A 23,770-nucleotide genomic window follows, 5' to 3' on the forward strand; every position below is an offset into this window, starting at 1 on the left:
TGAACTGCCCCGTAAAAGTTAGACACTAATCTAATTTTTATGGGGGTTTTTTTATGGCAAAATCAACTGTTGAACAAAGAATCCAAGCGGTTCAACGTTATGTAAATGGATATGAAAGCATGAATGAAATTGCGAAAGATATTGGTGTTACAACACGGGTTATGAGTGTCTGGGTTCGCCTTTATCAAGCGAACGGTAAAGAGGCATTCTTAAAACCCTATACAAACTATTCTGCTGAGTATAAAATAAGTGTACTAAATTATATGAACGAAACAGGTACATCTTCAACTGACACAGCTGCGATATTTAACATTTCATCTCCGGGCATGATTCGAAATTGGAAGAAGAAGTTTGAAATTGGCGGTTATGATGCCCTTGTTTCTAAGAAAAAGGGGCAAACATCCATGAAAAAGAACACGAAAAAAACAATGAAGCCTGTACCGGCAGAAGGATCTGTAGAAGAACTTGAAGCACGTATAAAGCAACTGGAAATGGAGAATGCGTATTTAAAAAAGTTAAACACTTTAGTTCAAATGCAAGAAAAATTACCAACCAAATCAAAGCGCAAGTAATTTATGAACTAAAGGAAATCTATGAAGTGGTGGAGTTAATCAAAGTCGCCGATATTCCACGCAGCACTTATTATTACTGGGAAAAGCATTTGAGTCGTGATGATAAATACGCCAACGTAAAAGCTGCTATTCATTCCATTTATCACGAACATAAAGGGCGTTATGGGTATCGTCGAATAACTAAAGAATTAAAGAAATATGGTTTTAATCATGATCCAAAAACAATTAATAGATTGATGAATACCATGGGCATTAAATGCGAAGTTCGAATGAAAAAATACCGTTCTTATAAGGGAAACGTCGGAAAAATTGCACCAAACATTTTACAACGGAATTTTAAAGCAGAAAACATGAATGAGAAATGGGTAACAGACGTGACAGAATTTCATCTATTTGGTGAGAAACGTTATTTATCGCCAGTACTAGATCTGTGTAACGGTGAAATTATTGCCTATTCGGTGATGAGCCGACCGGTGTATAAGTTGGTAGACGATATGTTAAAACAAGCAATAACTCGTCTTCAACCTGGTGATGAAGTCATTCTTCATTCGGACCAAGGGTGGCACTATCAAATGAAACAATATCAACGAACATTAAAACAACATAAGATTACACAGAGTATGTCCCGTAAGGGCAACTGTTTAGATAATGCAGTCATAGAAAATTTCTTTGGCTTATTAAAATCCGAGCTACTTTATCTACAAGAATTCGAAAGTATGGAGCATTTTGAGAAAGAGCTGGCAGAATATGTTTACTATTATAATAACAAACGAATGAAATCAAAATTAAAAGACCTAAGCCCGGTGGAATACCGAACTCAGGTCCTTGAAGTAGCCTAAATACATATGTCTAACTTTCTTGGGTCAGATCAACTGGTAGGAGGCTTTTTGCTTCTTATTAACTTGCTGTTACTTTAATCTGGTTTTCAATTACTTCTGCTTTAAATGTCTTTTTATCGGGGTGATCAAAGACACAGTCTGCAATTCCATCCTCAAGTTGTTCCTGAATGACCCTTCTTAAAGGACGTGCTCCAAAGGCAGGATTATATCCAAGATCAGCCAGCTTCTCTTTTACTTCATCTGTTACTGTCAGGTTTAATCCTTCATGGTCAAGCATTTCATATAACTCAGCAAGCATAATATCCACAATTTCAATTAAGTTCTCTTTTGTTAAAGATTTAAATTCAATGATGCTATCGAAACGGTTTAAGAACTCGGGTTTAAAATAGCTGCCTAGAGATTGAAGGATTGAAACTTCCTCCTCTACTCCTCCTGCACCGAACCCAACTTTCTTAACTTTCTCACTGACTCCTGCGTTACTTGTCATGATAATAACAGTGTCTTTAAAATTGACTGTGCGTCCCTGACTGTCTGTCAAACGTCCGTCTTCAAGGATTTGCAAGAACATATGCATTACATCTGGATGCGCTTTTTCAATTTCATCCAATAGGATAATGGAATATGGTTTACGGCGGACCTTCTCAGTTAATTGGCCAGCTTCTTCATGTCCAACATATCCAGGAGGTGAACCGATTAATTTTGAAACACTGTGTTTTTCCATATATTCACTCATATCTAAACGAATCATCGAATCTTTTGTGCCAAACAATTCTTCTGCCAATGCTTTTGATAGCTCAGTCTTCCCAACTCCAGTCGGACCGACAAATAAGAATGAACCAATTGGACGATTCTTGGCTTTTAATCCTGCACGGCTCCGACGAACGGCTTTAGCTACTTTTTTAACGGCTTCTTCCTGGCCGATTACTTTGTTGGTAAGTTCCTCTTGAAGCTTATTCATTCGAACGGTCTCATCTTCTTGCAGTTTACCAACTGGGATACCTGTTTTTTGTTCAATGATGTGCTGAATATCCTGAACGGTAACTTTTGGTTTCTCACCAGTACCTGTTTTAAGCATATTTTCCAGTTTTTCTTCTTCATCACGAAGTTTCGCTGCCTGTTCATATGCTTCTGCTTTTAAGGCCTGTTCTTTTTCTTTATAAATTTGTGCCAATCTTTCTTTTATTGCTTCTTCACCGTGATTTTCAATAGTCAGGTTCAATTTTGAACCAGCTTCATCCATTAGATCAATCGCTTTATCCGGCAAGAAACGATCCTGAATATATCGGTGTGACAGTTCGACCGCTGCTTCCAACACTTCATCACTATATTCAACGGAATGGTAGGATTCGTATCTCTCCTTCAATCCTTTTAATATGAGCAAGGCTTCATCAGTGGTTGGCTCATTAACCATTACAGGTTGGAAACGCCTTTCCAGCGCTCCATCTTTTTCGATTTGACGATATTCGTTTAATGTTGTTGCACCGACCAATTGTAATTCTCCACGGGCAAGCGCCGGTTTTAGTATATTCCCTGCGTCCATAGAGCCTTCGGCAGAACCGGCACCAACAAGCTGATGAATCTCATCAATAAATAAGATGACATTTTTTCTTGCTTGCAATTCAGCAATAAGTTGCTTCATCCGTTCTTCAAATTGACCGCGGATACCTGTATTAGATACCAGAGAAGCCACATCAAGAAGATACACTTCTTTATCTTTCAGTTTAAGCGGTACATTTCCCTCTCCGATTTTAAGTGCAAGTCCTTCCGCAATCGCAGTTTTACCTACACCAGGCTCACCGATCAGGACTGGGTTATTTTTAGTACGCCTATTCAAAATTTCAATGACACGTTTCACTTCTTCCTCACGTCCGATAACTGGATCAATTAATCCAGCTCTTGCATTATGAGTTAAGTTGCGGCCATATTGATCAAGTAATCCTCCGCCATGAGACTGCTGCGTCTGTGTTTTAACATGTTTTTGATTAGTCGGATCCATTGAACCTGGCATTCCTGACATAAATGAATCTCCATTGTTTTGTTTAAAAAATGAATCAAGTGAAAAAGGACTAAATGAATTGAAATTCATTCCGCTCATTTGAGCCCCTAATTTATTGCGTTCCTCTTTATAGCATGAAGAGCACAAATGATGATTTTCCTGATGTCCATTCACCCGTATTTGCATCTGTACAGTTGCTTGGTTTTGTTGGCATTTTTCGCAAACCATAAATGTCTCCTCCTTTTAATTACTCGAATTAAGTTTTCAAAATTAAATTTAAAATTGGTCAATCTGACTTTGACTATCTTTGACCTTAATACCATTATACTCTGACCTTTTTTGACTTTCAACTATTTTATACCCATTTGTCTATTTTTTATTCCATATAATAAGGAAGCGGCACTCAACCGCTTCCTTGATTGTAATCTATTTAATTTGTAACAGCTTCTTTTACCTCATCGTATCGCAAGGTTGCCTGCGCTGCTACCAGCCGTGCCAATGGAACGCGGTAAGGAGAACAACTTACATAATCCAAACCCGTTTTATAACAGAAATCTATAGAAATTTTCTCACCGCCATGCTCCCCGCATATGCCTGTTTTCAAGTCTGGTTTTGTTTGTCTGCCCAATTTCACGCCCATTTCAACCAGCTTTCCCACACCTTCCTGATCAAGGACGGCAAAAGGATTTTCTGGCAGGACTTTATCTTCTATATAAGTTTGTAAAAACTTCCCTTCCGCATCATCCCGGCTGTATCCAAATGTTGTTTGAGTTAAGTCGTTAGTACCAAATGAGAAGAAATCTGCCTCTTCGGCAATTTGATCGGCAGTGAGTGCTGCTCTTGGAATTTCAATCATGGTGCCAACTGTGTATTTGAATGTTTTATTCGTTTCTTCCTCCACCTGAACCGCTCTGTCAATCACTAACTTGCGCATTTGTTTTAATTCATTTACATGGCCAACCAGCGGAATCATGATTTCAGGTTGAACCGGTATACTGCGGTCCATTAAGTTGGCAATCGCATAAAAAATGGCTTTTACTTGCATTCCGTATATTTCCGGATGAATCATCCCTAATCGGCAGCCTCTGTGTCCGAGCATCGGGTTGAACTCATCCAATTGACGAACCTTTTTTAATAATTGTTCTTTTTTAACTAATTCCTCAGAATCTGGATCTGTGATCTGAAGCTTTGTCACCTGTATAAGTAATTCTTCTTTATCCGGCAAAAATTCATGCAAAGGAGGATCTAATAAACGGATTGTTACCGGATTTCCTTGCATAGCCTCAAAAATCCCTTCAAAATCCCCTTGCTGCATTGGCAATAAGTGCTTTAACGCTTCATTTCTTTCACTTATCGTATCAGCAAGAATCATTTGTTGAACAAACGGAACCCGTTTAGCATCCATGAACATATGCTCCGTTCGGCATAATCCAATACCGCCAGCTCCAAATTCAAGAGCTTTTTTAGCATCCTCCGGATTATCGGCATTTGCACGTACTCCAAGTTTTCGTGCTTCGTCCGCCCATGATAATAACGTACGAAATTCATCCGATAATTCCGGATCAATCATTGGAATCTCTCCAAGCATGATTTCCCCTGTAGAACCATCGATTGTAATCGTATCATGATGTTTTACGACTGTATCGCCCACACTGAATTGTTTTTCTCTCAGATCAATCTTTACAGGTTCACAGCCGCATATACATGGTTTTCCCATCCCCCTGGCAACCACTGCAGCATGACTGGTCATTCCACCGCGGCTTGTGACTATGCCCTGGGAAGCAATAATTCCATGAATATCATCAGGTGTCGTTTCAGGTCGGACTAAAATAACTTTTTGTCCTTCATTCGCTAAACTTTCAGCTTCATTGGCATCGAATACAACAATGCCTGTAGCAGCTCCCGGTGATGCTGGAAGGCCTTTAGCTAATTGATTCCGTACATATGTGTCATCGATTCGGGAATGAAGCAATTGATCTAATTGCTCCGGATCCACTCTCATTAAAGCCGTGTTCTTATCAATAATTTGTTCCTGCACCATCTCGACCGCAATTCTGATAGCTGCCTGTGCTGTACGTTTACCTGATCGTGTTTGAAGAATATATAATTGGCCACGTTCAACCGTGAACTCTATATCCTGCATATCCAAATAGTGTTTTTCGAGTTGCTTGCATGTATTCACGAATTGTTCGTAAACTTCGGGCATGTCACTCGCTAAAGTATGTATAGGCTGTGGTGTCCTGATTCCTGCAACAACATCTTCTCCCTGGGCATTAATTAAATATTCCCCATATAGTACATGCTCTCCGGTTGATGGATTCCTGGTAAATGCTACTCCGGTACCGGAATCTTCCCCCATATTCCCAAAAACCATACTTTGAATATTCACTGCTGTTCCTAAATGTCCAGGTATCTTATTTAGACGTCGGTATACTTTTGCCCGCTGATTATTCCAGGAATCAAAGACTGCCTTTACAGCTAAAAACATTTGTTGGCGTGGGTCTTCAGGGAAACGTTGTTTCGTATGCTTTTTAACAATATTTTTATATCCTTCAATAACAGTCATCCAGTCCTCGGCAGTTAATTCGGGATCATTTTGATACCCTTTTTGTTCACGTACATCCTCAAGCAATTGCTCAAAATAAAATCCATCCACTCCAAGAACAACATCACTGAACATTTGGATGAAACGGCGATAAGAGTCATAAGCAAAACGTGCATTTCCTGTTAACTCTGCCATACCGACAACCGTTTGATCATTCATCCCAAGATTTAATACCGTATCCATCATACCAGGCATTGAAAAAACGGATCCTGATCTGACAGAAACTAAGAGTGGATTGCTTGGGTCGCCAAGTTTTTTACCCGTATTCTGTTCTAGGCTATACAGCGCTTCGAGAATTTGCTGTTCCATTTCTTCAGTAATTTGTTTTTCATTTTCATAATACGCGTTACAGGCTTCTGTACTGATGGTGAATCCGAATGGTACAGGAAGACCAATTTTCGTCATTTCAGCTAAATTTGCCCCCTTTCCACCCAGTAATTCTTTCATATCACTATTTCCTTCGTTAAAGAGATAAACGTAATTAGTCATCATGCATAGCTCCTCTCACCTTTTAAAATATCCAGAATAATACTCGCTGTTTCTTCAATAGCTTTATTGGAAACATTAATGATAGGGCAGCCGACTCTTTTCATAATTTTTTCTGCATAATCCAACTCCTCTAATATCCGCTCATAACTGGCATAGCTAGATTGAGAGGTTAATCCTAATGATTTTAGCCGTTCTTTACGGATAGCATTTAATTGATCAGGAGTAATAATCAAACCAATACATTTACTTCTTTTAATTTTAAATAACTCATCAGGCGGTGAAACTTCTGGAACTAACGGCACATTGGCCACCTTATATCCTTTATGCGCTAAATACATGGATAATGGAGTTTTTGAGGTTCTTGAAACCCCAATTAACACAATATCAGCATTTAAAAGACCCCTTGGATCTTTGCCATCGTCGTACTTGACTGCAAATTCAACTGCATCCACTTTACGAAAATAATCCTCATCCAATTGTCTTGTTAGGCCCGATCGATGGGTAGCAGATTTACGGAATTTTTCTTCAAAAGCATTTATTAATGGAGATAACAGATCAATGGCTACCACATTCACCTCTTTTGCCCGCGAATCCAAATGCTCTTTTAATGCAGGAATAACAAGTGTGTACGCAATAATTGAAGAATGCTGTTTTGCTAAATTTATAATTTCATCGATATCTTCTTCACTCTTCACATATGAATTTCTTCTGATTTCTACTTGTCCAACATTAAACTGCGTAGCAACCGCTTTTACTACAAATTCTGCTGTTTCACCAACAGAGTCAGATATGACATATACTATTTCCATGGTATCCATCGGCCCACTCCTTCTATAACCAAATTAACAAAAAATCAAATTATTATGATTAGGATAACTTAATAGTATCACCAATTATATGGAAAATAAAACAATTATTACATACTATTTAGACATTCAGTATATAACATTTTATTTCCCTCAAGTATTTAGGGCATAATGCCTCTTTATATTTAAATATATCTTAATTTTAAGTAAATTTTAAAAAATAATCTATACAATTTACTCCACAATAGTACAATAAAGTTAAACGAGAAATGGAGGTATCTATGAACGCCTTAACAAAACGGATGATTGTGAGATCCTTTGATTGCTTATCTGCATTGGATTTACCGAAAATATAAACCCTTTCACTTTTACTCAAGTCAGGCTCTTATGCACCCCATGTTCAAACTACATACCCATCATTGACCTATCCTTGTACATCCATCATCACAGGTAATTACCCCAAAAAACACGGAACTATAAACTATACATTTATGCAGCCAGGCAGGTAATCTCCTGATTGATATTGGTACAGATCATCTATCAAAAGAAACACCTCTGATTGTTTTGGGTGATCACAGCCCATTAGACGAGAATAAATCAATACAAATAAACACTCAGTTTAATCAAGAAAATCTTAAACATATTAAGAAAAAAGGAAATTGGCTAAATTGGAAGGCTTAGTGTAAATCCTGTGACGGATCGGCATATATTTACCTAAAAGATAAAAAAGACAAATTAACTTATGAAAGGGTACGGATGCTATTAACCAAAATAAAGGAGAACGATGACAACGGGATTGAACAAATATTGACTGGTTCCTAAGCAGATTAAATGGGGGCTGATCCTAACTGTACTTTCATGCTGAAAGCAAGAAAAGGATTTTATTTTATGGAATCATTTGAAGGCGTTTACATTAAACATATAAGCGCGGAAGATGTGAATAGTGAACAAGACATACATTGACAGCACATAGATATTCTCCTCAAAAACCGGATTACAGACTGTTTTTTGGCATCCGGTAAAGAACTTCAAAGTGGACAGATTATATCTGATATGTAGCTTGTAGACATTGGTCCTACATTAGTCAAAATAATAGGATTTAACTTGGAGATACAGACGGATAAAGTCATAGAAGCATTTATTCAGTCTTATGAACAAAGGAGGAAGACAATGAGTTTAACAAAACAAGAAAAAAGTTGGGCTTTATACGATTGGGCTAATTCAGCCTATTCAATCGTGATTGTTACAGCCATCTTTCCCATTTATTTTAAAGCAGCAGCCGATGCCGCCGAAATATCGAGTGCCACTTCAACTGCTTATTGGGGATATGCCAATTCAATTGGGACTCTATTGGTCTCTATCCTCGCTCCCTTACTGGGGACGATTGCTGATTTTAAGGGGTATAAAAAACGTTTCTTTATCTTCTTTTTCTCTCTTGGTACTCTTTTTACGTTAATGCTGGCAATCGTTCCTTTCAATCAATGGATCATTTTATTGGTTTGCTATATCATCACATCGATCGGCTTTGCTGGCGCCAATATTTTTTACGATGCTTTTTTGGTCGATGTAACAGATGACACAAAGATGAGCAAGCTCTCTGCGCACGGATACGCATTAGGATATATCGGAAGTACCATTCCCTTTATCATTGGGATTGCCCTTACCCTACTTGCGCAACAGGAAATCATTCCTTTATCGGTGACTGTAGCGATGCAGGCTTCTTTTATTATCACAGCCCTTTGGTGGGGGTTATTTACCATTCCGATGCTTAAGAACGTACAACAAACCTATTTTATCGAGCGTGTACCAAATCCAATCCGGATGAGCTTCAAACGTCTGAGTGCAACCTTTCAAAATATTCGGACCTATCGCAATTTGTTTATCTTCTTGATTGCTTACTTTTTTTATATTGACGGTGTGCATACCATAATCACGATGTCCACTGCTTATGGATCTGATTTAGGCTTTAGCTCAACTACCCTATTAATTGTCTTGTTTGTCACGCAAGTCATAGCTGCCCCCTTCTCTATTGCTTACGCCAGATTGGCAGCTAAATACAACGAAAAAACTATGATATTGGTCGGGATAGCCATCTACACATTTATTTGTATCTATGCTTATTTTATTACATCAGCGCTTGATTTTTGGATATTGGCTATCCTGGTTGGTACATCACAGGGCGGGATTCAGGCTTTAAGCCGCTCCTATTATGCTAAATTAGTACCGAAAGAGTCTTCAAATGAATTTTTTGGTTTTTATAATATTTTCGGGAAATTTGCAGCGATTACAGGGCCATTTTTAATGGGGATTACAACGCAAATTACTGGAAATACAAATATTGGTGTACTAAGTTTAGTAATCCTATTTATCATTGGCGGTCTGTTTATGCTTCGAGTACCGAATACAGCACATCATGCCCCTACTGTTTCTGCTAAATTATAGAGACTGAAGAGCATAAAATCTTTTTTATATAAAAGATATAAGAGAGGATAGAATAAGAAGCTTAATTAGAAGATGTTAGAGAGATTCTTCAAATTCTTTCGTAAACCCTACATTTAATTGACCTCACCTATTTGAGGTCTTTTATTATGTACTTTTTACCAATTATACAGATGCAGTGTATGAAATGAGGCATTTACACTGTTTAGGCAATTCTTCTCGTCTACAGTAATAGTGACTTTATTTTTTATTTCCTCCAAAAAGTAGAACAATTTACCTTGTCCCAAATATTAAATTCAATCATTTTATCAAGCAGTGTATAATCTACTGGTACGTTCCAAGGGATTCTTATCAGCTCCTTTGTATAGTCATAGCCAGCCTTTACAATATCATCCTCTACATGGGTTATCGTTACACTTTCAGGGGCGACAGCTAAATGTTTCTTAGAAACACTAAAGCCAATAATAAAGGTTCCGTGATCTGTAAACATCGGTTGATTCCATTTAATTTCAGTGTTTAAATTGGGATATTTATTTTTTATCCAAGTAAACACATCCTCTGTTTTGTCTCGTTGGGATGAGTTATCTATCCCTCCTAAAAAATCAGAAAAAACTCCCATGTTATTCCCTCCCAAAAAATTTATAGATTTCGAAAAGTTCTTAAACACATCATCGTTAAACTACATATAAATTTGTCATACACGCTCTACAACTAAACCTTATCCTTATCTGATTGTGTAAAGTGCCCCATACTTTATATATGGGACACTTCAACAGAGAAGTACGATAAATCTGCCATGTTTATACCTTTAATATATTCTTTAGAATTACCGTTCTTACCTTCCTAAACTCCTATTAGGGTAAATAATCTTTAACCTCTGTATGGAGCTAGCCAGGCACTTTGTTCCTCTAACTTCCTGTTGGTTAATTACTAGTTCTACGTCGATAAGGATAGCCAAATGTTTAGTGCCAACCTACTCAAAAATCCATTTCTAAAGAAATTGGACAGTGATCACTTCCCATAATCGATGTATGGATTTCTGCCTCAGTAATCAGTTCTGCGACTGATTGTGAAACAATAAAGTAATCAATCCGCCAACCAATATTTCTTTCACGTACTTTACTCATATACGACCACCAGCTATACATCTCTGTTTTATCAGGATAGAGAAATCGGAATGAATCTACGAATCCGCTATTCAATAAAGCTGTCATTTTACCGCGTTCCTCGTCTGTGAAGCCAGAATTTCCTTTATTTGATTTAGGGTTTCGCAAGTCAATCTCAGAGTGAGCGACGTTTAAATCCCCAGTTAAAATAACAGGTTTCTCTTGATTCAGCTCATGTAAATAAGCATACAGTAAATCTTCCCAAACCAAACGGTACCCAAGCCTCGCCAGGTCACGCTGTGAATTTGGTGTATATACATTTACAATAAAAAATTGGTCAAATTCCAATGTGATAGCTCTGCCTTCTACATCGTACTCATCATTTCCTATTCCGTATTTAACCGATAAAGGTTTTTGACGAGAAAAAATTGCAGTGCCTGAGTATCCTTTTTTAACGGCATAATTCCAGTATTGATAATAACCATCGAGTTCAAGATTAATCTGGCCCTCCTGCAGTTTGGTTTCCTGCAAGCAAAAAATATCAGCGTTTAATTCTTTAAAAGTGTCCAAAAACCCTTTTCCAACGCAAGCTCTTATCCCATTAACATTCCAAGAAACAAATTTCATGCCTTAACTGATCCCCCTGCTAAATTTCTATCTTTTGTATTCATTTTTCATTATAACAAATCGAGTAGATGAATGACCCTTTGGGCACCTTAATGGGAAAGGAGAAGTGATTAACGATGGCAAAACGTAGAAAGATTTTAGTACCTGAGGCAAGAGAACAATTAGATCAACTAAAAGCAAAAGTGGCACATACTAACCATCCGGACAGAGCTAAATATGAAGTAGCTAAAGATCTTGGCATTCCCCTGAATGAAGGCTATAATGGTCGAATGGCTGCGGTAGATGCCGGTAAAATCGGCGGCAAACTCGGTGGAAGTATGGTGAAGGAATTAACTAAATTAGCAAAGAAAAATTTATTAAGGCATTAAAAAAAAGCCTCTCAGGCTTCAAAATAGCTATGTGGAGAATAATAATTGCTGAATAATGAGTGCGACAGTTTTTCCAATAATTTTATTAACTTACTCGATGGTACAAGATTATTGCTCGTTAACGCAATTACAGCCAATCTTTTATCTCCCTAATTGCTGTCTCACTCTCACATGATTTTAATTTAGTACACCAATTTTCAGACGCTATCGAAAGATCATCAATTTCTACTGGTTTAGACCTTATTTTGTAATCATACAGATGATTTCAACAATGCTGTCATAAGATAAACTTCCCTTAATCCCTTATAAATTGACAGCTTGTTGTAAAAAATAAGCGTCTTTATAGCTACACTTCGATTAAAAGGTAAGTAAATACGTATAGGTAATCTTGCTTTTTTAGTTGGCAACGCTCCTACTATTACCAGTTTTTCTTTGTCAGCTTTAATTTATTAATAAACCATAATCCCTTCACAGGTAATTCCTCATGCATTATTATAAATCCTTTTATCATTTCTGGAATGTAACTCGCTGCTTTCATAAAATTCTACGAACTCAGCAGCCATATTCTTAACTGTCAAGGTTTTCTTCAAACTATTCTGTGCATGTACCATCAATTGTGATACATTCATGATTTCTCCGTCTGTATCTTTCTGTATTAAAGAAACTTGCGACTGATGAGCCATTAGAATGGCATCTGTTGATTCTTTCAATTTTTGGTGAGCCAAGTTATAATCTCCGTGCTTCGCTGCAGCAATGGCTTCCATCGCACAACTCCGACCGTCTCCACCATGGAGAATTAACCTGAATATTTCTATTTCATTCATCATTTTCCCTCCATCCTTTAGATTTGATCTTTTATAAGCCGGCAGTCCTCGTGTCTGATTCTCCACTATGCTCATCTATAGTTTCATACACTTAATACGTATCGGATTAGAATTTCCATTTAGTGTTCCATAGTCTAATACTCATCCGTGATGATAATAAAACAATACCCCTTTTAAAGGCTTTACTAACCAGATATTTAACACGTTCTAAATTCCATAGTCATCAGCATTCGTTATTAATATTTAAATATAATTATAAATCCTTCGTTTGAGTTACTATTATCTAGTGGTTCCAAATTTAACGAATAGGATAATCATCAATTAAATACTGTGCTTTAGATCCGGCGTCTATTTAACTCTCTGTAAACACTGTGCAGTTTCAGAAGGATACACATGGCTAATATGGCATCTTATTTATTTGGCAATAATGAAAAAAGGAAGGTCTCAGCCCTCCATTAATCATCTACTTTAACCTCTATTAATAGTAATCTAGCTTTATCAGGTAACTGAATTGGAGTTGGATCGCTCTAAACATGTATCTTTATCGATCTTAGATAATAACAGCTGAGCTCCTCGATCCTCCTTTGCCTTTTCAAGGACCCTCCACCATGTCAGCCACATGTCAAGCATCCTTATAATTCAGGGAATTGCAAAGGTTACTTCATAGTATTTATATCCTGATAACTACCTTACAAATCAGCATACAAAGGAGAAAGTAAATTAACTACCTCCAATCAACTTATCAATTGTTTTTACTCTTAATGCTGCAGGATATTTCGTACTTCGGATGTTTTCTCACCTATGTATGTATTTTTTCTCCCTTGGCAGAACCAGCTCATCTATACCTTTTCGTTTCTAAAAATCTTCTTCTAGTTGAGGACTATTTTTAAGAAGCTAAAATTATTAAGAAATATTAGCAGGTACAAAATCATAAATTAAAGCCTTGAAGAACATGTTTTCAACGCTTTTATGATTCCCTTATTTAGATTGCTGCTTTCGCCTTTTCCGTTCCTGATATTTCTCTTCAGCACGCTGATACAACTCTTTTTCCAATTCTGTTTCAGGTCGTATTTTAGGTACTGATGATGGCTTCCCTTCTTTATCAATTGCAATCATGGTAAGAAATGCCTCAGATGTTAGTCTTCTTTCTCCCGTCATAAGGTTTTCTCCTTCAACCTTCACATAAACTACCATAGAGGTATGGTGTGACCAGGTTACAAAAGCTTCCAAACAGATGGCTTGCCCTGATTTAATGGGTGCATGAAAATCAAATGAATCACTTGATGCGGTAACCACGGGCTTTCTGCAATGACGCATTGCTGCAATTCCGGCGATTTTATCAACATACGCCATTACCTTACCGCCAAAAACCGAATTGTATTGGTTTGTATCAGCCGGTAAAACTAAATCTGTCAAATATGTTTTTGAGACATTTGGTGCTTTTCCTTCATTGTCCATGCTCACGACCCACCACCCTAATATATTCCATATATCCCAATATACTATAGATGAATAAAGACTGCCAAATGGCAGTCTTGTCAGGAAGTTTATTCTTTTGTTTCTGTCCCTTTCAACTCGACTTCACGACCCGCAAACAGCAATAAAATGTTTCAACAATTTATCCATGCTGGCATCATGTTTACGTAATTCTTCAGGGTGGAATTGTGTCCCCATAATAGGTTCATTTATCCCCTCAAAAGCTTCTATTAATCCATCTTCAGCCTTCGCGACTGGCTTTAATCCTTTACCCAACACTTTTATGCCTTGATGATGGAAACTATTTACGTCCACTTTATCTTTTTTAACAATACTGAAAAGTTGGCTGTCCTTTTCTAAATAGACCGTATGAACTGGCTCAGGCCTCTCTACATTGGATAAATGCTCCAAATTATCTTTATTATTATCCTCTTTATCTTCTTCTACATGCTGGTAGAGACTTCCCCCTGCAGCCACATTAATTAAATGCGCACCTCTGCAAATCCCAAATAAAGGTTTTCCCTGTTTACGTGCTTCATTAATGATTTGGAAATGTGATACATCTAAACCCTTATTTGTGATTCCCAAATCCTGACTCGGCGGCTCATTATAAAATTGTGGATTTACATCTATACCGCCAGTTAATAAAATACCATCCACCATGGAAACCCATACTTTAGCAAGTTCTTCATTTCCTATTGGAAAAATCAGTGGAATTCCACCTGTTTTTTTAATTGCTTCTGAATAACTTAAATATACTGTTGTCGTTTGGTTTCCTTCTATTTTTAATATATTGCTTGTTAACCCAATAATCGGTTTATCATTTTTCATATCTGTATTCCTCCCTCTGCTACATCTCTTTTCCCTTAATACAAATCTTTTACCCTAGTAAAAATTGACATCACTTACCGATAGAAAAATAGCAGCCCAATTATGAGCTGCTATCAATTTAGTAGTATTAGTGAATATTTTTCTTTTCAAAGCTCCCGCCCATAACATCAGAAACGTTCTGGATCGCTATAAAGGCATTTTCATCGATATCATGAACCAAATCTTTTAATTTAGCCAATTCGAGACGTGTCATTACGCAATAAACCATTTGCGTATCTTCCTTTAGGTAACCACCTTTTGCATAAATAAACGTGGTTGATCTTCCAAGACGATCCTGAATAGCCTCTGAAATTTCTTCATAATCGTTAGAAATAATCGTTACAGATCTAGATTCATTTAAACCTTCTACGACGATATCCATAACCTTAGCGGCCATATAATACGCGAAAATAGAATACATTGCAGAATCCCATTCAAACACAAAACCTGCAGCAATAAAGATGAAAACATTTATGAACATAATGATTTGTCCAACTGGTAATCTAAATTTCCTAGATAATAAAATCGCTATGATCTCTGTACCGTCAAGGGCGCCGCCAACACGAATGACAATCCCAACTCCAAGTCCAAGAATCAATCCTCCAAATAACACAGCCAGGATTTTCTCATCTGTAAATGGCTCAACATGATGCAGCATTGCTGTACTAACAGAAAGCACAGCAATACCATAAATAGAGGAAATAGCAAACGTTTTACCAATTTGTTTGTAACCAATATAAAGGAATGGCAAGTTAATAATAAAGATGAATAATCCCAACTGTAGTTTGGTTATATGGGAAAGCATGATGGATATCCCAGTTATTCCACCATCAATAACACTGTTTGGTACCAAGAAGAGTTCCAATGAGACAGCCATCAGGACTGCACCAAGTGTAATGAATAAAAATCTCGTTAGTATTTTAAATATAGATGCTTTTTTATGTGTTTTTGGCAAAACTGTCCCTTCTTTCTTTATAAATAATTATGATTTAGATTGATAAACCGAAAATTTTTGAAGGATGGAATTTAATACCTTCAATTCATCTTCATCCAATAAAGCAGCATATTTCCCCAAAATTACTCTGGTGTTTTCTCTTGCCTTCTGAAGTACTCGAACCCCATCTTCGGTAAGTGTTACAGCTACTGATCTCCTATCCTTCTCATCCTGTACTCTGGAAACAAACCCATGTTGAACCAGCCTTTCAAGCATAACTGTGATTGCACTTGGTTTCACTTTTAGGACATTTGCTAAATGTTTTACATTTGTCACTTTTTCTTGTTCAATTTTATTTAACAGATGAAATTGAGATCCGGTAATCCCCAAATCCTGGTGCTGTGTAATTTCCGACATAATGGTTCTTACGGTAGAAATCAATTTATCTTCAATATCTTGCAAATGAGGTTCTTTACGGTTCATTTTTTATTGCCCTCTCTCATATAGAGAATATTATTTACTTTTCTTTTTGCTTAATTATTATATCATAAAATAATAAACCATGTTAATAATTAAACACTTTAACTAAATTTCATCTAGACAATTAAATACAACGATTAATAATAAGACTGCCCTTCGTTAAGCAATTATTATTTGCATGTAGAGAACTAAAAAAACATAAAAAAGAACGTGGTTACCCACGTCTCTTAATCAATTTATTTTATACATGCGTTTTGCTTGATTCTTTTACTTCCTTAATCCAATTAAAAGGATCGTCTATTTTTCCATTTTGTATTCCAGTGATGGTATCATATAATTTTTGTGTCGTGTTACCAATTTCACCTTGATTAACAGCCAGAATTTCATCATTCCATAGAAACTCACCAATTGGAGAGACAACCGCTGCCGTTCCCGTACCAAAGGCCTCTTCCAAGGTCCCATTTTTATTTGCCTCAATGATCTCCTGTATTGAAACCCGACGTTCTGTTACAGGGATATCCCAGTGCCGTAACAGCTGGATAATAGAATGACGAGTCACTCCATCCAAAACACTGCCGTTCAACGATGGTGTGACAATTTCACCATTTATTTTAAAGAAGACATTCATGCTGCCCACTTCTTCAATATACTTTTTCTCAATTGCATCCAGCCACAGTACCTGTGAACAGCCAAGTGCTTCTGCTATTTCTTGCGCTTTAAGACTGGATGAATAATTCCCTCCTGTCTTCGCCATACCCGTACCGCCTTTTACAGAACGAACATATTTTTTTTCTACACCAATTCGAACGGGGTTTATTCCTTCTTTATAATACGCTCCTACCGGGGATAAAATAATCATAAATTGATAATGCTTGGATGGTGAAACACCTAAATACGGCTCAGTAGCAATAATAAACGGACGTATGTATAAAGAGGTTCCCTCCCGATCCGGAATCCAATCTCGATCCATATCAATAAGGAGTTCCAAAGTTTTGATCGCAAACGACTCATCTATATGAGGAATGCATAAACGATCATTGGATTTATTCATACGTTCAAAGTTCTTCTCTGGCCTAAATAGAAAAACACGATTATCGTGAGTATGGTAAGCCTTTAATCCTTCAAAAACCGTTTGACCATAGTGGAAAGTCATACAGGATGGCTCTAATGTAATGGGTTGATAGGGGATAATCCTTGGATCATGCCACCCACCCATATCTTCATCATAATCCATGATAAACATGTGATCGGTAAAAATTCTACCAAAACCAAGTGTTTCAGCGTTAGGCTTTTCTTTTTTATAATTGGTTTGTGTTATAGATATTTGATGAGTATCCATGTGATGTCCCCTTTAAATTGTCAGAATAATTAATAAAATTAATTGTACTCCTCAAAGGGGTAATCCGCAAGTATCAAACCTACTATTAATTTAAAAATCCCATTTTAATGGAAATATATAACAAACCCTATAGATTGCTTAATCTTTAGTCCTCATAATAATGTACGGTTGAATATGCCCTGTACTGTCCTTACCTAACTTTTCAATCTGCCAGTCTTTGTAATTGGCCTCGTAAACATTAATCATTTGAAATGCTTCTGATTGATTGGAGCTTGATAAAACATATTCTTCATGAGGGTTTGATTTTCTTTTAATATGGAAAAGGTAGAGCGGCTGTTTAATTAAATATTTTAGTCCCAGTAACTCTTCCAGTTTCCTTTCAAAGGAATCTAATTTTTTTAATGAATGCTTACTATTTTCACAACTTGCATCTTGATCTCCCAAATCATGTACAACTGTCTTGTGTTCACCATATTTATAAACCACTCTGGTGATACAAGTTGGGCTATCCGGTACAATGTGTGCAGTGGTTTGATAGATAAAATTCTTGTAATCAAACGTAAGCAAGAGATCCTCTATTTTTTTAATTCGTTGCTTGGTAACTGTAAAGTTTTTAACTCCTATACATGAAACATGCTTCTCACCTTGCCAACTTACATGTCCTTCACTTGTGAGTGTTGCCTGATAGATTGGGGATACACCAAGGCATGATGTCCGCGAGATGGAAATTTCTTTAAACAACTTTTAAAATCCTCCTATTAGTCCAAACTGGTCTTTTTATGCTCTGATTTTCTATATATATCACCGTGCTCTATTTTCAAACATATCCCATATGATTATCCTATGGTACTTATGCATGAGGAAAGACCAATGAAACTTATAATAAGTTATTTTTTCTCATTAATTAAAGACTAATATAGTCTATTTCATGCATATTTCCCCTTTAATAGATGAGATAATTTTCTTATTTTTGAATTTAAATTTAGTTCGTAATAAGTATAAAAAAACGTTCGTTTATTTTAGCTTCTAAAAAAATGAGAAAGTATGTTAATTTAGTGCCAAGTTCTGAAGTTAGAATAATGGTTAGCTTGTTTAATCGAGGAATATTGCTATATGAGAACTTTTGCCCAGGAAAAAGAATGGAGTTTCTACAACCTGCTTAGCCTGCACATATGGTAGGATCGTTTTAAAAACAGGCATCCAAACAATACATATTGATATTCACTCTAATTATGAAAAGCAACATGTTCTAATCTGACACTTCTAATCTCACTAAAATTTTACATTCTTATCTATTTTATCATATATTACAAATAATTGTGTAAACATTTTCCGAGAATAGAAATCCCCGATTTTGCCTATCCTATTATTGATGTCCTAACTGGGCATCAGAACGTATCCTACTGATGGGGTGATAAGCAATGAGTTATCGGAATCAGTTAGATCCACACTCTTCTCTTTTTCACCATAACTGGACAAGGCGGAAGCGCTCAAAATCACAGGTTAATGGACATACTGAAATGTCCCAAACCAATATCATTTTGAGAAGCAATGCGAAAGCTCACCGCTGGTAAGGATGCCTTCAAGAAAAAAGACGCCGAAATCGGCGTCTTTTTTGCACTCTACAATTCATCAAATCCATTGGAATCTGTTGTTTTTGTATATTGTCGTGATTTTTGTTCAAAGAAATCAGTCTTGCCTAAATCTACTTCCTGATATGCAACAATCCACCCTGGGTTTTTATCGGGAACATCTGAAAATGGCGGCCTGCCATTTATTTTGGCAGCTGTTGCAGAAAATGTTGGACAAAAGCTTCAGATTCCAGGCGAATCCCAATGTACGGGGGCTGAACCCGCCTATTTGCTTCAAGCGGAATTCCTAGCCAAAGAACTTTTTGATCCATAATAACGAAACTAAAACTTGGTCCATCCTGAAGATGGATATCAGGATCTAAATAGGAATGGGAATCAGGAGAATACATCATTAACCTTGTCCTTGAATTCCTTATTTTTACTTTTTGAACAAACTCTTGTGATAAAATACTGGAATTTGGCAAGGAGAGAATAATGGAGGAATGGGCTTGTTTTATATCTTCATAAAACCCTTCCAAATTCCGTGCGTAAATCCATTGTAATTTTGGATGATGATTGGTAATCCACTTGCCTATTTGGTCCATTTTGACCATTTGGTTCCGTTTCATCTGATACTGAACGAGCTGATGAAGGGTTTTAGAATGGGATACTTTTGATTCTATAAACTCTACATCGCTGACATGAATCAACTTTCCTTTTGTCCTAGTTATCGCAACATTAAGAAGTCGTTCACTTTCCCTTCCCGTCAATAACATACCAGCCCGATTTTGAGGATAACTGTCCACACTGTCAAATACCATTAATTCCCGTTCACTTCCCTGGAAACGATGGACAGTGGCGGCCAAAATATCATGAAGACCATTATCTTCTCCGTACAAGTCTTTAATTAACGTTTCCATTAACTGCGCCTGTGCGCGGTATGGGGTAGCATAACCGATTGATTTGGTACCGGTGCTATAAGCTTCATGGATAATCTGAAAAGATAATAACAGGTTCATCAAATTCATTCTGGATCCGGAGGAAGTACCCGTAAAGCAATGTTCTCCGGTAAAACTTGTATTTAACAACACAGATGCACGATCTGGGAAAGGTGACTTTGAGACGATTTCTTTTTTATTTATATGGACACTTGGATGATCTCCTACTAATGAATTGTAAACATATTGATTCGTGAAAGCAGAGATGTCAGGATGCATTCTCCGCTGTTCTTTTAATAGAAATAGATGCGTATGAAGTTTTCCCCCACGCGCAATATCAGCAACTCCGGCACGGTGAAAAATATCCTCTTTCAACCAGCGGTCTACAAGTTCTCCCCGTGAAACGGCGATAGGAGGCAATTGCTTAAAGTCTCCACAAATAATACACCGCTTGGCAAGAGAGCCGGCAAATGCAATTTGCGGGATAAAGGCCATACTGGCCTCATCAATCAAAACAAGATCATACTCTTGTTCATATATACTTGCATCCATTGCAGCTTTAGCGAGAGTCGTGCCAATTATATAGGCATTTTTCAAGAGATGGATTTCCTTTTGCCTTATTTTCTCTAAGATTCTCCCTAGCTTTTTTTCCAGGTCAAGCAGTTGCTCTGAGTCACGTACGCTGAATGACATAGACAAATCCTTTTTAAGCAGTCTTTTTTCTTCAGCAATCGAGTCTCTTTCCTTTACTAATTGCCCATCATGGCTTTCCAATAATTTACCAGGTAATATATCCCCATGCATCAGAAGCCCTTCACCAGTTTGAGAGCCATACCGTAATATATCCCCTTCTTGAAAACGATCCGCTCGTTTAACAAATCCCGTAATCTCAGCAAGCAGAACATCAACTGCCTGATTGCTATGAGAGAGAACTAAAATACGTTTCTTTTTAAAATACTTATTGGCTGCCGTTCGAGCCAGCGTGTATGTTTTTCCTGTGCCGGGCGGTCCCCAAACAAAGGTGACCGGGTTATATTTGGAACGGGCGTATAGTTCACGAACCGAGCTTTTACTTGTTTTGTCTACCCGCTTATCAGGCATGGAAGGCTCCATAATACGTTTAACCCGACTTCTTTTCCGCTTGCTTTTTCTTATATCATCGAGTCTTTCGATCAACTGATCTAAGAGTTCCCATGGATCATGATAAATCGTAGCTTCCTCGATTAATTCCCCTATTGATTGATCAAGAGATAAGAGTAAACTATTGCCTTCAGAGGATAGAATTCTGGCATCATAACGACTGCCGCCCCATTCCAGTTTAGCATTTGTTCCAACAGGGATTCTCAATACACTGGATGATTCAAAATAATACGTAAAAGAATCACCTGATGTAATCTTATTACCATTCATCAAGTGATAGCGTGTGCTTCCATATTTTTTTAGATACTGAATTTCCTCTTCAAGTGCTTCCTGCCATTCTTCTATATATTCTCGTGTTGAATTCATTTTTTGTGCCCCTCAAATTATAAACCTAATTTATCTCCAATTTGATTACTATACCACACAAACATCAACTCGAATAGGGGATAGCACGTTCATCTAATGCGGAATCTACGCCTAAGTATTCGTTTAGATATGATCGAAACGTGCCTTTATATAGTGGCCATGATTCATAGTAATGTATAAAGAATATTTATTAATTTTTTATAAACATTTGTTTTAGCGATGCAAAGAAACCATTCTTTTTTACGGTTTGTTCAGCCTTATTTTCAGCTGGTTGCTCCATTAACATAATGTTTTCCTTATTTATGGCATGATCATAAGCCAAGACCAACCCGTTAGGCGAATTATATTCTTTGTTAGTAACGATTTTAAATTGAATTCCAAGTTCATCTGCTGCTTTAACAAATTTGGATAGATGGGAATAATTGATGTGCCCATTTAAATATAGTTTAGCTTCCTTATTCGTTTTTAATAGTTCCATAAATCCATTGGGAATTTGTTTTTGAAAAACCTGAGCCTGTGTCAATACGACTACAACACGTTCACGTATAGTCCCCAAAAATTCTTTTCGTTCAGCAGGCTTTATCTCTTTAGCCCCATGAATTCCTTCTTGTAAAATATCATCTACTGTTTTCTTATTCATGTCATTTCCTCCTTGAGTAATAATCAACATATGTAAGGTATTTGGAATTGATCATTTGTATTTGTTTAGTTTAATTAAGGTCTTCTAGTGTTTCCTCAATACAGAAAAACCTGTAAATCTCTCTTACATTTTTAGTTTTAACCCTATACTTTATGTATATTAATGGGTATAGCTTCTCAGTAGCTCAATCGAATACATATCCACCACTCATAGTGAGATATATAAATATAAAAAGACACCTGTTAAAAACAGGTGTCTTTTACGAAAAATTGAGGCGAGTCACCACACTCCACATAGTGTGTACCCGAAGGTCTGTGATCGACTTACACAATTCAGCTCATCGCATATATTAATATAACATTACGCCAAGAATTTTGCAAGTATTATTTACGATAAAGCTTCTGTTAATGCTGGAACCACTTGTTTCTTACGGGATACGACCCCTTTAAGAACAGCTGTATTGTTTACTAATGTTACACGGAAAGCATTTTCAACAGCTGCAGCTTTTTCACCAAGTGCAAGTGCAACAGAATCATTTGTTAAAATATCAGTAACAACCAATAAGAATAAATCCAGACCCTTTACACTAATAGTTGCTTGCATCATTTCTTCCAGTTCAGCTTGCTTCGCCATCACTTCATTCGTATCTACTGCATTAACTTGCGCAATTTCCACTTTGGAAGTACCCATGGAGAATTCTTTAGCATCCAATGAAATTAATTCTGCAATTGTTTTCTTGCTTAAATCTGCACCTGCTTTTAACATTTCTAATCCATAAACATCTGCATCTACGCCAGCAATTTCAGCTAATTCCTTTGCTGCAGCCACATCCTGTTCTGTGCATGTTGGAGATTTGAACAATAAGGAATCAGAAATGATTGCAGATAACATTAATCCTGCCACTTCTTTTCTGATTTTAACACCGTTTTCTTTGTAGAGTTTATTTAAAATGGTTGCTGTACAACCAACCGGCTCTGCACGGTAGTACAATGGATCAGCTGTTTCGAAGTTGGCAATACGGTGATGATCAATAACTTCTAAAACTCGTACTTGCTCGATATCATTTGCACTTTGTTGTCTTTCATTGTGATCCACAAGGATAACTTCCTGTGCTTCCTCTGAAACTTTCTCAACCAAACGGGGAGCTGCCATTTTAAATGTATCAAGTGCATATTGCGTTTCACCATTAATAGCACCAAGACGTACCGGCTCAGCCTCAACACCTAACTCTTTTTTTAATTCCGCATAAGCGATTGCTGAACAAATTGTGTCCGTATCTGGATTTTTATGTCCAAAAATCAATACTTTACTCATTTACAAAAACTCCCTTAATATAATTATGTAC

20 protein-coding genes and 1 pseudogene are annotated in these 23,770 nt (G+C 37.0%); 5 read left to right on the plus strand and 16 right to left on the minus strand.

Annotation, left to right across the window (positions count from 1 at the left end; genetic code table 11):
- The first annotated feature begins 53 nt into the window (after positions 1–53).
- Positions 54–1,411 (plus strand): IS3 family transposase gene (locus AC4G3K_RS00005; protein WP_491132024.1). Its coding sequence is split into 2 segments (ribosomal slippage): positions 54–522 and positions 522–1,411, totalling 1,359 coding nucleotides; the frame shifts between segments, so codons are not numbered across the junction.
- A 58-nt stretch (positions 1,412–1,469) separates the two neighbouring features.
- On the opposite strand, the gene AC4G3K_RS00010 is transcribed toward AC4G3K_RS00005, so the two are convergent.
- The 3 genes from AC4G3K_RS00010 to AC4G3K_RS00020 all read right to left on the minus strand — a co-directional run bounded on the left by AC4G3K_RS00010 (position 1,470) and on the right by AC4G3K_RS00020 (position 7,319).
- Positions 1,470–3,635: an ATP-dependent Clp protease ATP-binding subunit gene (locus AC4G3K_RS00010; RefSeq protein ID WP_491075201.1), complete on the minus strand. Its 2,166-nt coding sequence runs from the start codon at positions 3,633–3,635 to the stop codon at positions 1,470–1,472.
- A gap of 202 nt (positions 3,636–3,837) precedes the next feature.
- Positions 3,838–6,501, minus strand: a complete 2,664-nt coding sequence (gene ppdK, locus AC4G3K_RS00015) for a pyruvate, phosphate dikinase (RefSeq protein ID WP_491132025.1) — start codon at positions 6,499–6,501, stop codon at positions 3,838–3,840.
- Entirely contained in the window at positions 6,501–7,319 is an 819-nt protein-coding gene (locus AC4G3K_RS00020; RefSeq protein ID WP_491132026.1) for a pyruvate, water dikinase regulatory protein, read from the minus strand. The genes ppdK and AC4G3K_RS00020 overlap by 1 nt, the downstream gene beginning before the upstream one ends.
- A gap of 407 nt (positions 7,320–7,726) precedes the next feature.
- Between AC4G3K_RS00020 and AC4G3K_RS00025 the strand changes: the two genes are divergently transcribed.
- A complete protein-coding gene (locus tag AC4G3K_RS00025) occupies positions 7,727–7,816 on the plus strand; it encodes a hypothetical protein (protein ID WP_491132027.1) in 90 nt (29 codons plus the stop codon).
- Positions 7,817–8,477: 661 nt separating this feature from the next.
- The gene (locus tag AC4G3K_RS00030) at positions 8,478–9,749 is read left to right on the plus strand and encodes an MFS transporter (protein ID WP_491132028.1); all 1,272 of its coding nucleotides are present in this window, start codon (positions 8,478–8,480) and stop codon (positions 9,747–9,749) included.
- Between the two features lie 244 nt (positions 9,750–9,993).
- Here the strand turns inward: AC4G3K_RS00030 and AC4G3K_RS00035 are convergent, their stop codons facing one another.
- Positions 9,994–10,365: an iron chaperone gene (locus tag AC4G3K_RS00035; protein WP_491132029.1), complete on the minus strand. Its 372-nt coding sequence runs from the start codon at positions 10,363–10,365 to the stop codon at positions 9,994–9,996.
- A gap of 358 nt (positions 10,366–10,723) precedes the next feature.
- The gene (locus AC4G3K_RS00040; RefSeq protein ID WP_491132030.1) at positions 10,724–11,479 is read right to left on the minus strand and encodes an exodeoxyribonuclease III; all 756 of its coding nucleotides are present in this window, start codon (positions 11,477–11,479) and stop codon (positions 10,724–10,726) included.
- A gap of 116 nt (positions 11,480–11,595) precedes the next feature.
- On the opposite strand from AC4G3K_RS00040, the gene AC4G3K_RS00045 reads away from it, so the two are divergent.
- Entirely contained in the window at positions 11,596–11,847 is a 252-nt protein-coding gene (locus AC4G3K_RS00045) for an alpha/beta-type small acid-soluble spore protein (protein ID WP_491132031.1), read from the plus strand.
- A gap of 482 nt (positions 11,848–12,329) precedes the next feature.
- Here the strand turns inward: AC4G3K_RS00045 and AC4G3K_RS00050 are convergent, their stop codons facing one another.
- From AC4G3K_RS00050 to AC4G3K_RS00080, 7 genes are all read right to left on the minus strand, one after another.
- A complete protein-coding gene (locus AC4G3K_RS00050; RefSeq protein ID WP_491132032.1) occupies positions 12,330–12,674 on the minus strand; it encodes a PTS sugar transporter subunit IIA in 345 nt (114 codons plus the stop codon).
- A 975-nt stretch (positions 12,675–13,649) separates the two neighbouring features.
- A complete protein-coding gene (locus AC4G3K_RS00055) occupies positions 13,650–14,129 on the minus strand; it encodes an acyl-CoA thioesterase (RefSeq protein ID WP_491076217.1) in 480 nt (159 codons plus the stop codon).
- A gap of 123 nt (positions 14,130–14,252) precedes the next feature.
- Positions 14,253–14,978 carry a gamma-glutamyl-gamma-aminobutyrate hydrolase family protein gene (locus AC4G3K_RS00060; RefSeq protein WP_491132033.1) on the minus strand — a complete coding sequence of 242 codons (726 nt, stop codon included), beginning with the start codon at positions 14,976–14,978 and terminating at the stop codon, positions 14,253–14,255.
- Positions 14,979–15,105: 127 nt separating this feature from the next.
- Positions 15,106–15,972 carry a YitT family protein gene (locus AC4G3K_RS00065; protein ID WP_491075210.1) on the minus strand — a complete coding sequence of 289 codons (867 nt, stop codon included), beginning with the start codon at positions 15,970–15,972 and terminating at the stop codon, positions 15,106–15,108.
- 27 nt (positions 15,973–15,999) lie between these two features.
- Positions 16,000–16,434 carry a MarR family winged helix-turn-helix transcriptional regulator gene (locus tag AC4G3K_RS00070; protein WP_491075211.1) on the minus strand — a complete coding sequence of 145 codons (435 nt, stop codon included), beginning with the start codon at positions 16,432–16,434 and terminating at the stop codon, positions 16,000–16,002.
- A 238-nt stretch (positions 16,435–16,672) separates the two neighbouring features.
- Complete coding sequence (locus AC4G3K_RS00075) at positions 16,673–17,770, minus strand: branched-chain amino acid aminotransferase (protein WP_491132034.1); 1,098 nt, start codon at positions 17,768–17,770, stop codon at positions 16,673–16,675.
- Between the two features lie 138 nt (positions 17,771–17,908).
- Positions 17,909–18,511: a DUF6438 domain-containing protein gene (locus tag AC4G3K_RS00080; protein WP_491132035.1), complete on the minus strand. Its 603-nt coding sequence runs from the start codon at positions 18,509–18,511 to the stop codon at positions 17,909–17,911.
- A 680-nt stretch (positions 18,512–19,191) separates the two neighbouring features.
- Here AC4G3K_RS00080 and AC4G3K_RS00085 point away from each other — a divergent pair.
- Complete coding sequence (locus AC4G3K_RS00085; RefSeq protein WP_491075214.1) at positions 19,192–19,344, plus strand: YpzG family protein; 153 nt, start codon at positions 19,192–19,194, stop codon at positions 19,342–19,344.
- A gap of 48 nt (positions 19,345–19,392) precedes the next feature.
- Here AC4G3K_RS00085 and AC4G3K_RS00090 read toward each other — a convergent pair.
- From AC4G3K_RS00090 to AC4G3K_RS00105, 4 genes and pseudogenes are all read right to left on the minus strand, one after another.
- Positions 19,393–19,500 (minus strand): annotated as a pseudogene (locus tag AC4G3K_RS00090) (ribonucleotide-diphosphate reductase subunit beta); the annotation flags it as partial.
- A gap of 44 nt (positions 19,501–19,544) precedes the next feature.
- A complete protein-coding gene (locus tag AC4G3K_RS00095) occupies positions 19,545–21,785 on the minus strand; it encodes an AAA domain-containing protein (protein WP_491075215.1) in 2,241 nt (746 codons plus the stop codon).
- Between the two features lie 190 nt (positions 21,786–21,975).
- Positions 21,976–22,425: a YueI family protein gene (locus tag AC4G3K_RS00100; protein WP_491132036.1), complete on the minus strand. Its 450-nt coding sequence runs from the start codon at positions 22,423–22,425 to the stop codon at positions 21,976–21,978.
- A gap of 387 nt (positions 22,426–22,812) precedes the next feature.
- Positions 22,813–23,739 (minus strand): manganese-dependent inorganic pyrophosphatase, encoded by a 927-nt coding sequence (locus AC4G3K_RS00105; protein WP_491132037.1) that lies wholly within the window; start codon positions 23,737–23,739, stop codon positions 22,813–22,815.
- Between the last annotated feature and the right edge of the window lie 31 nt (positions 23,740–23,770).

Source organism: Bacillus sp. z26 (assembly GCF_058313635.1).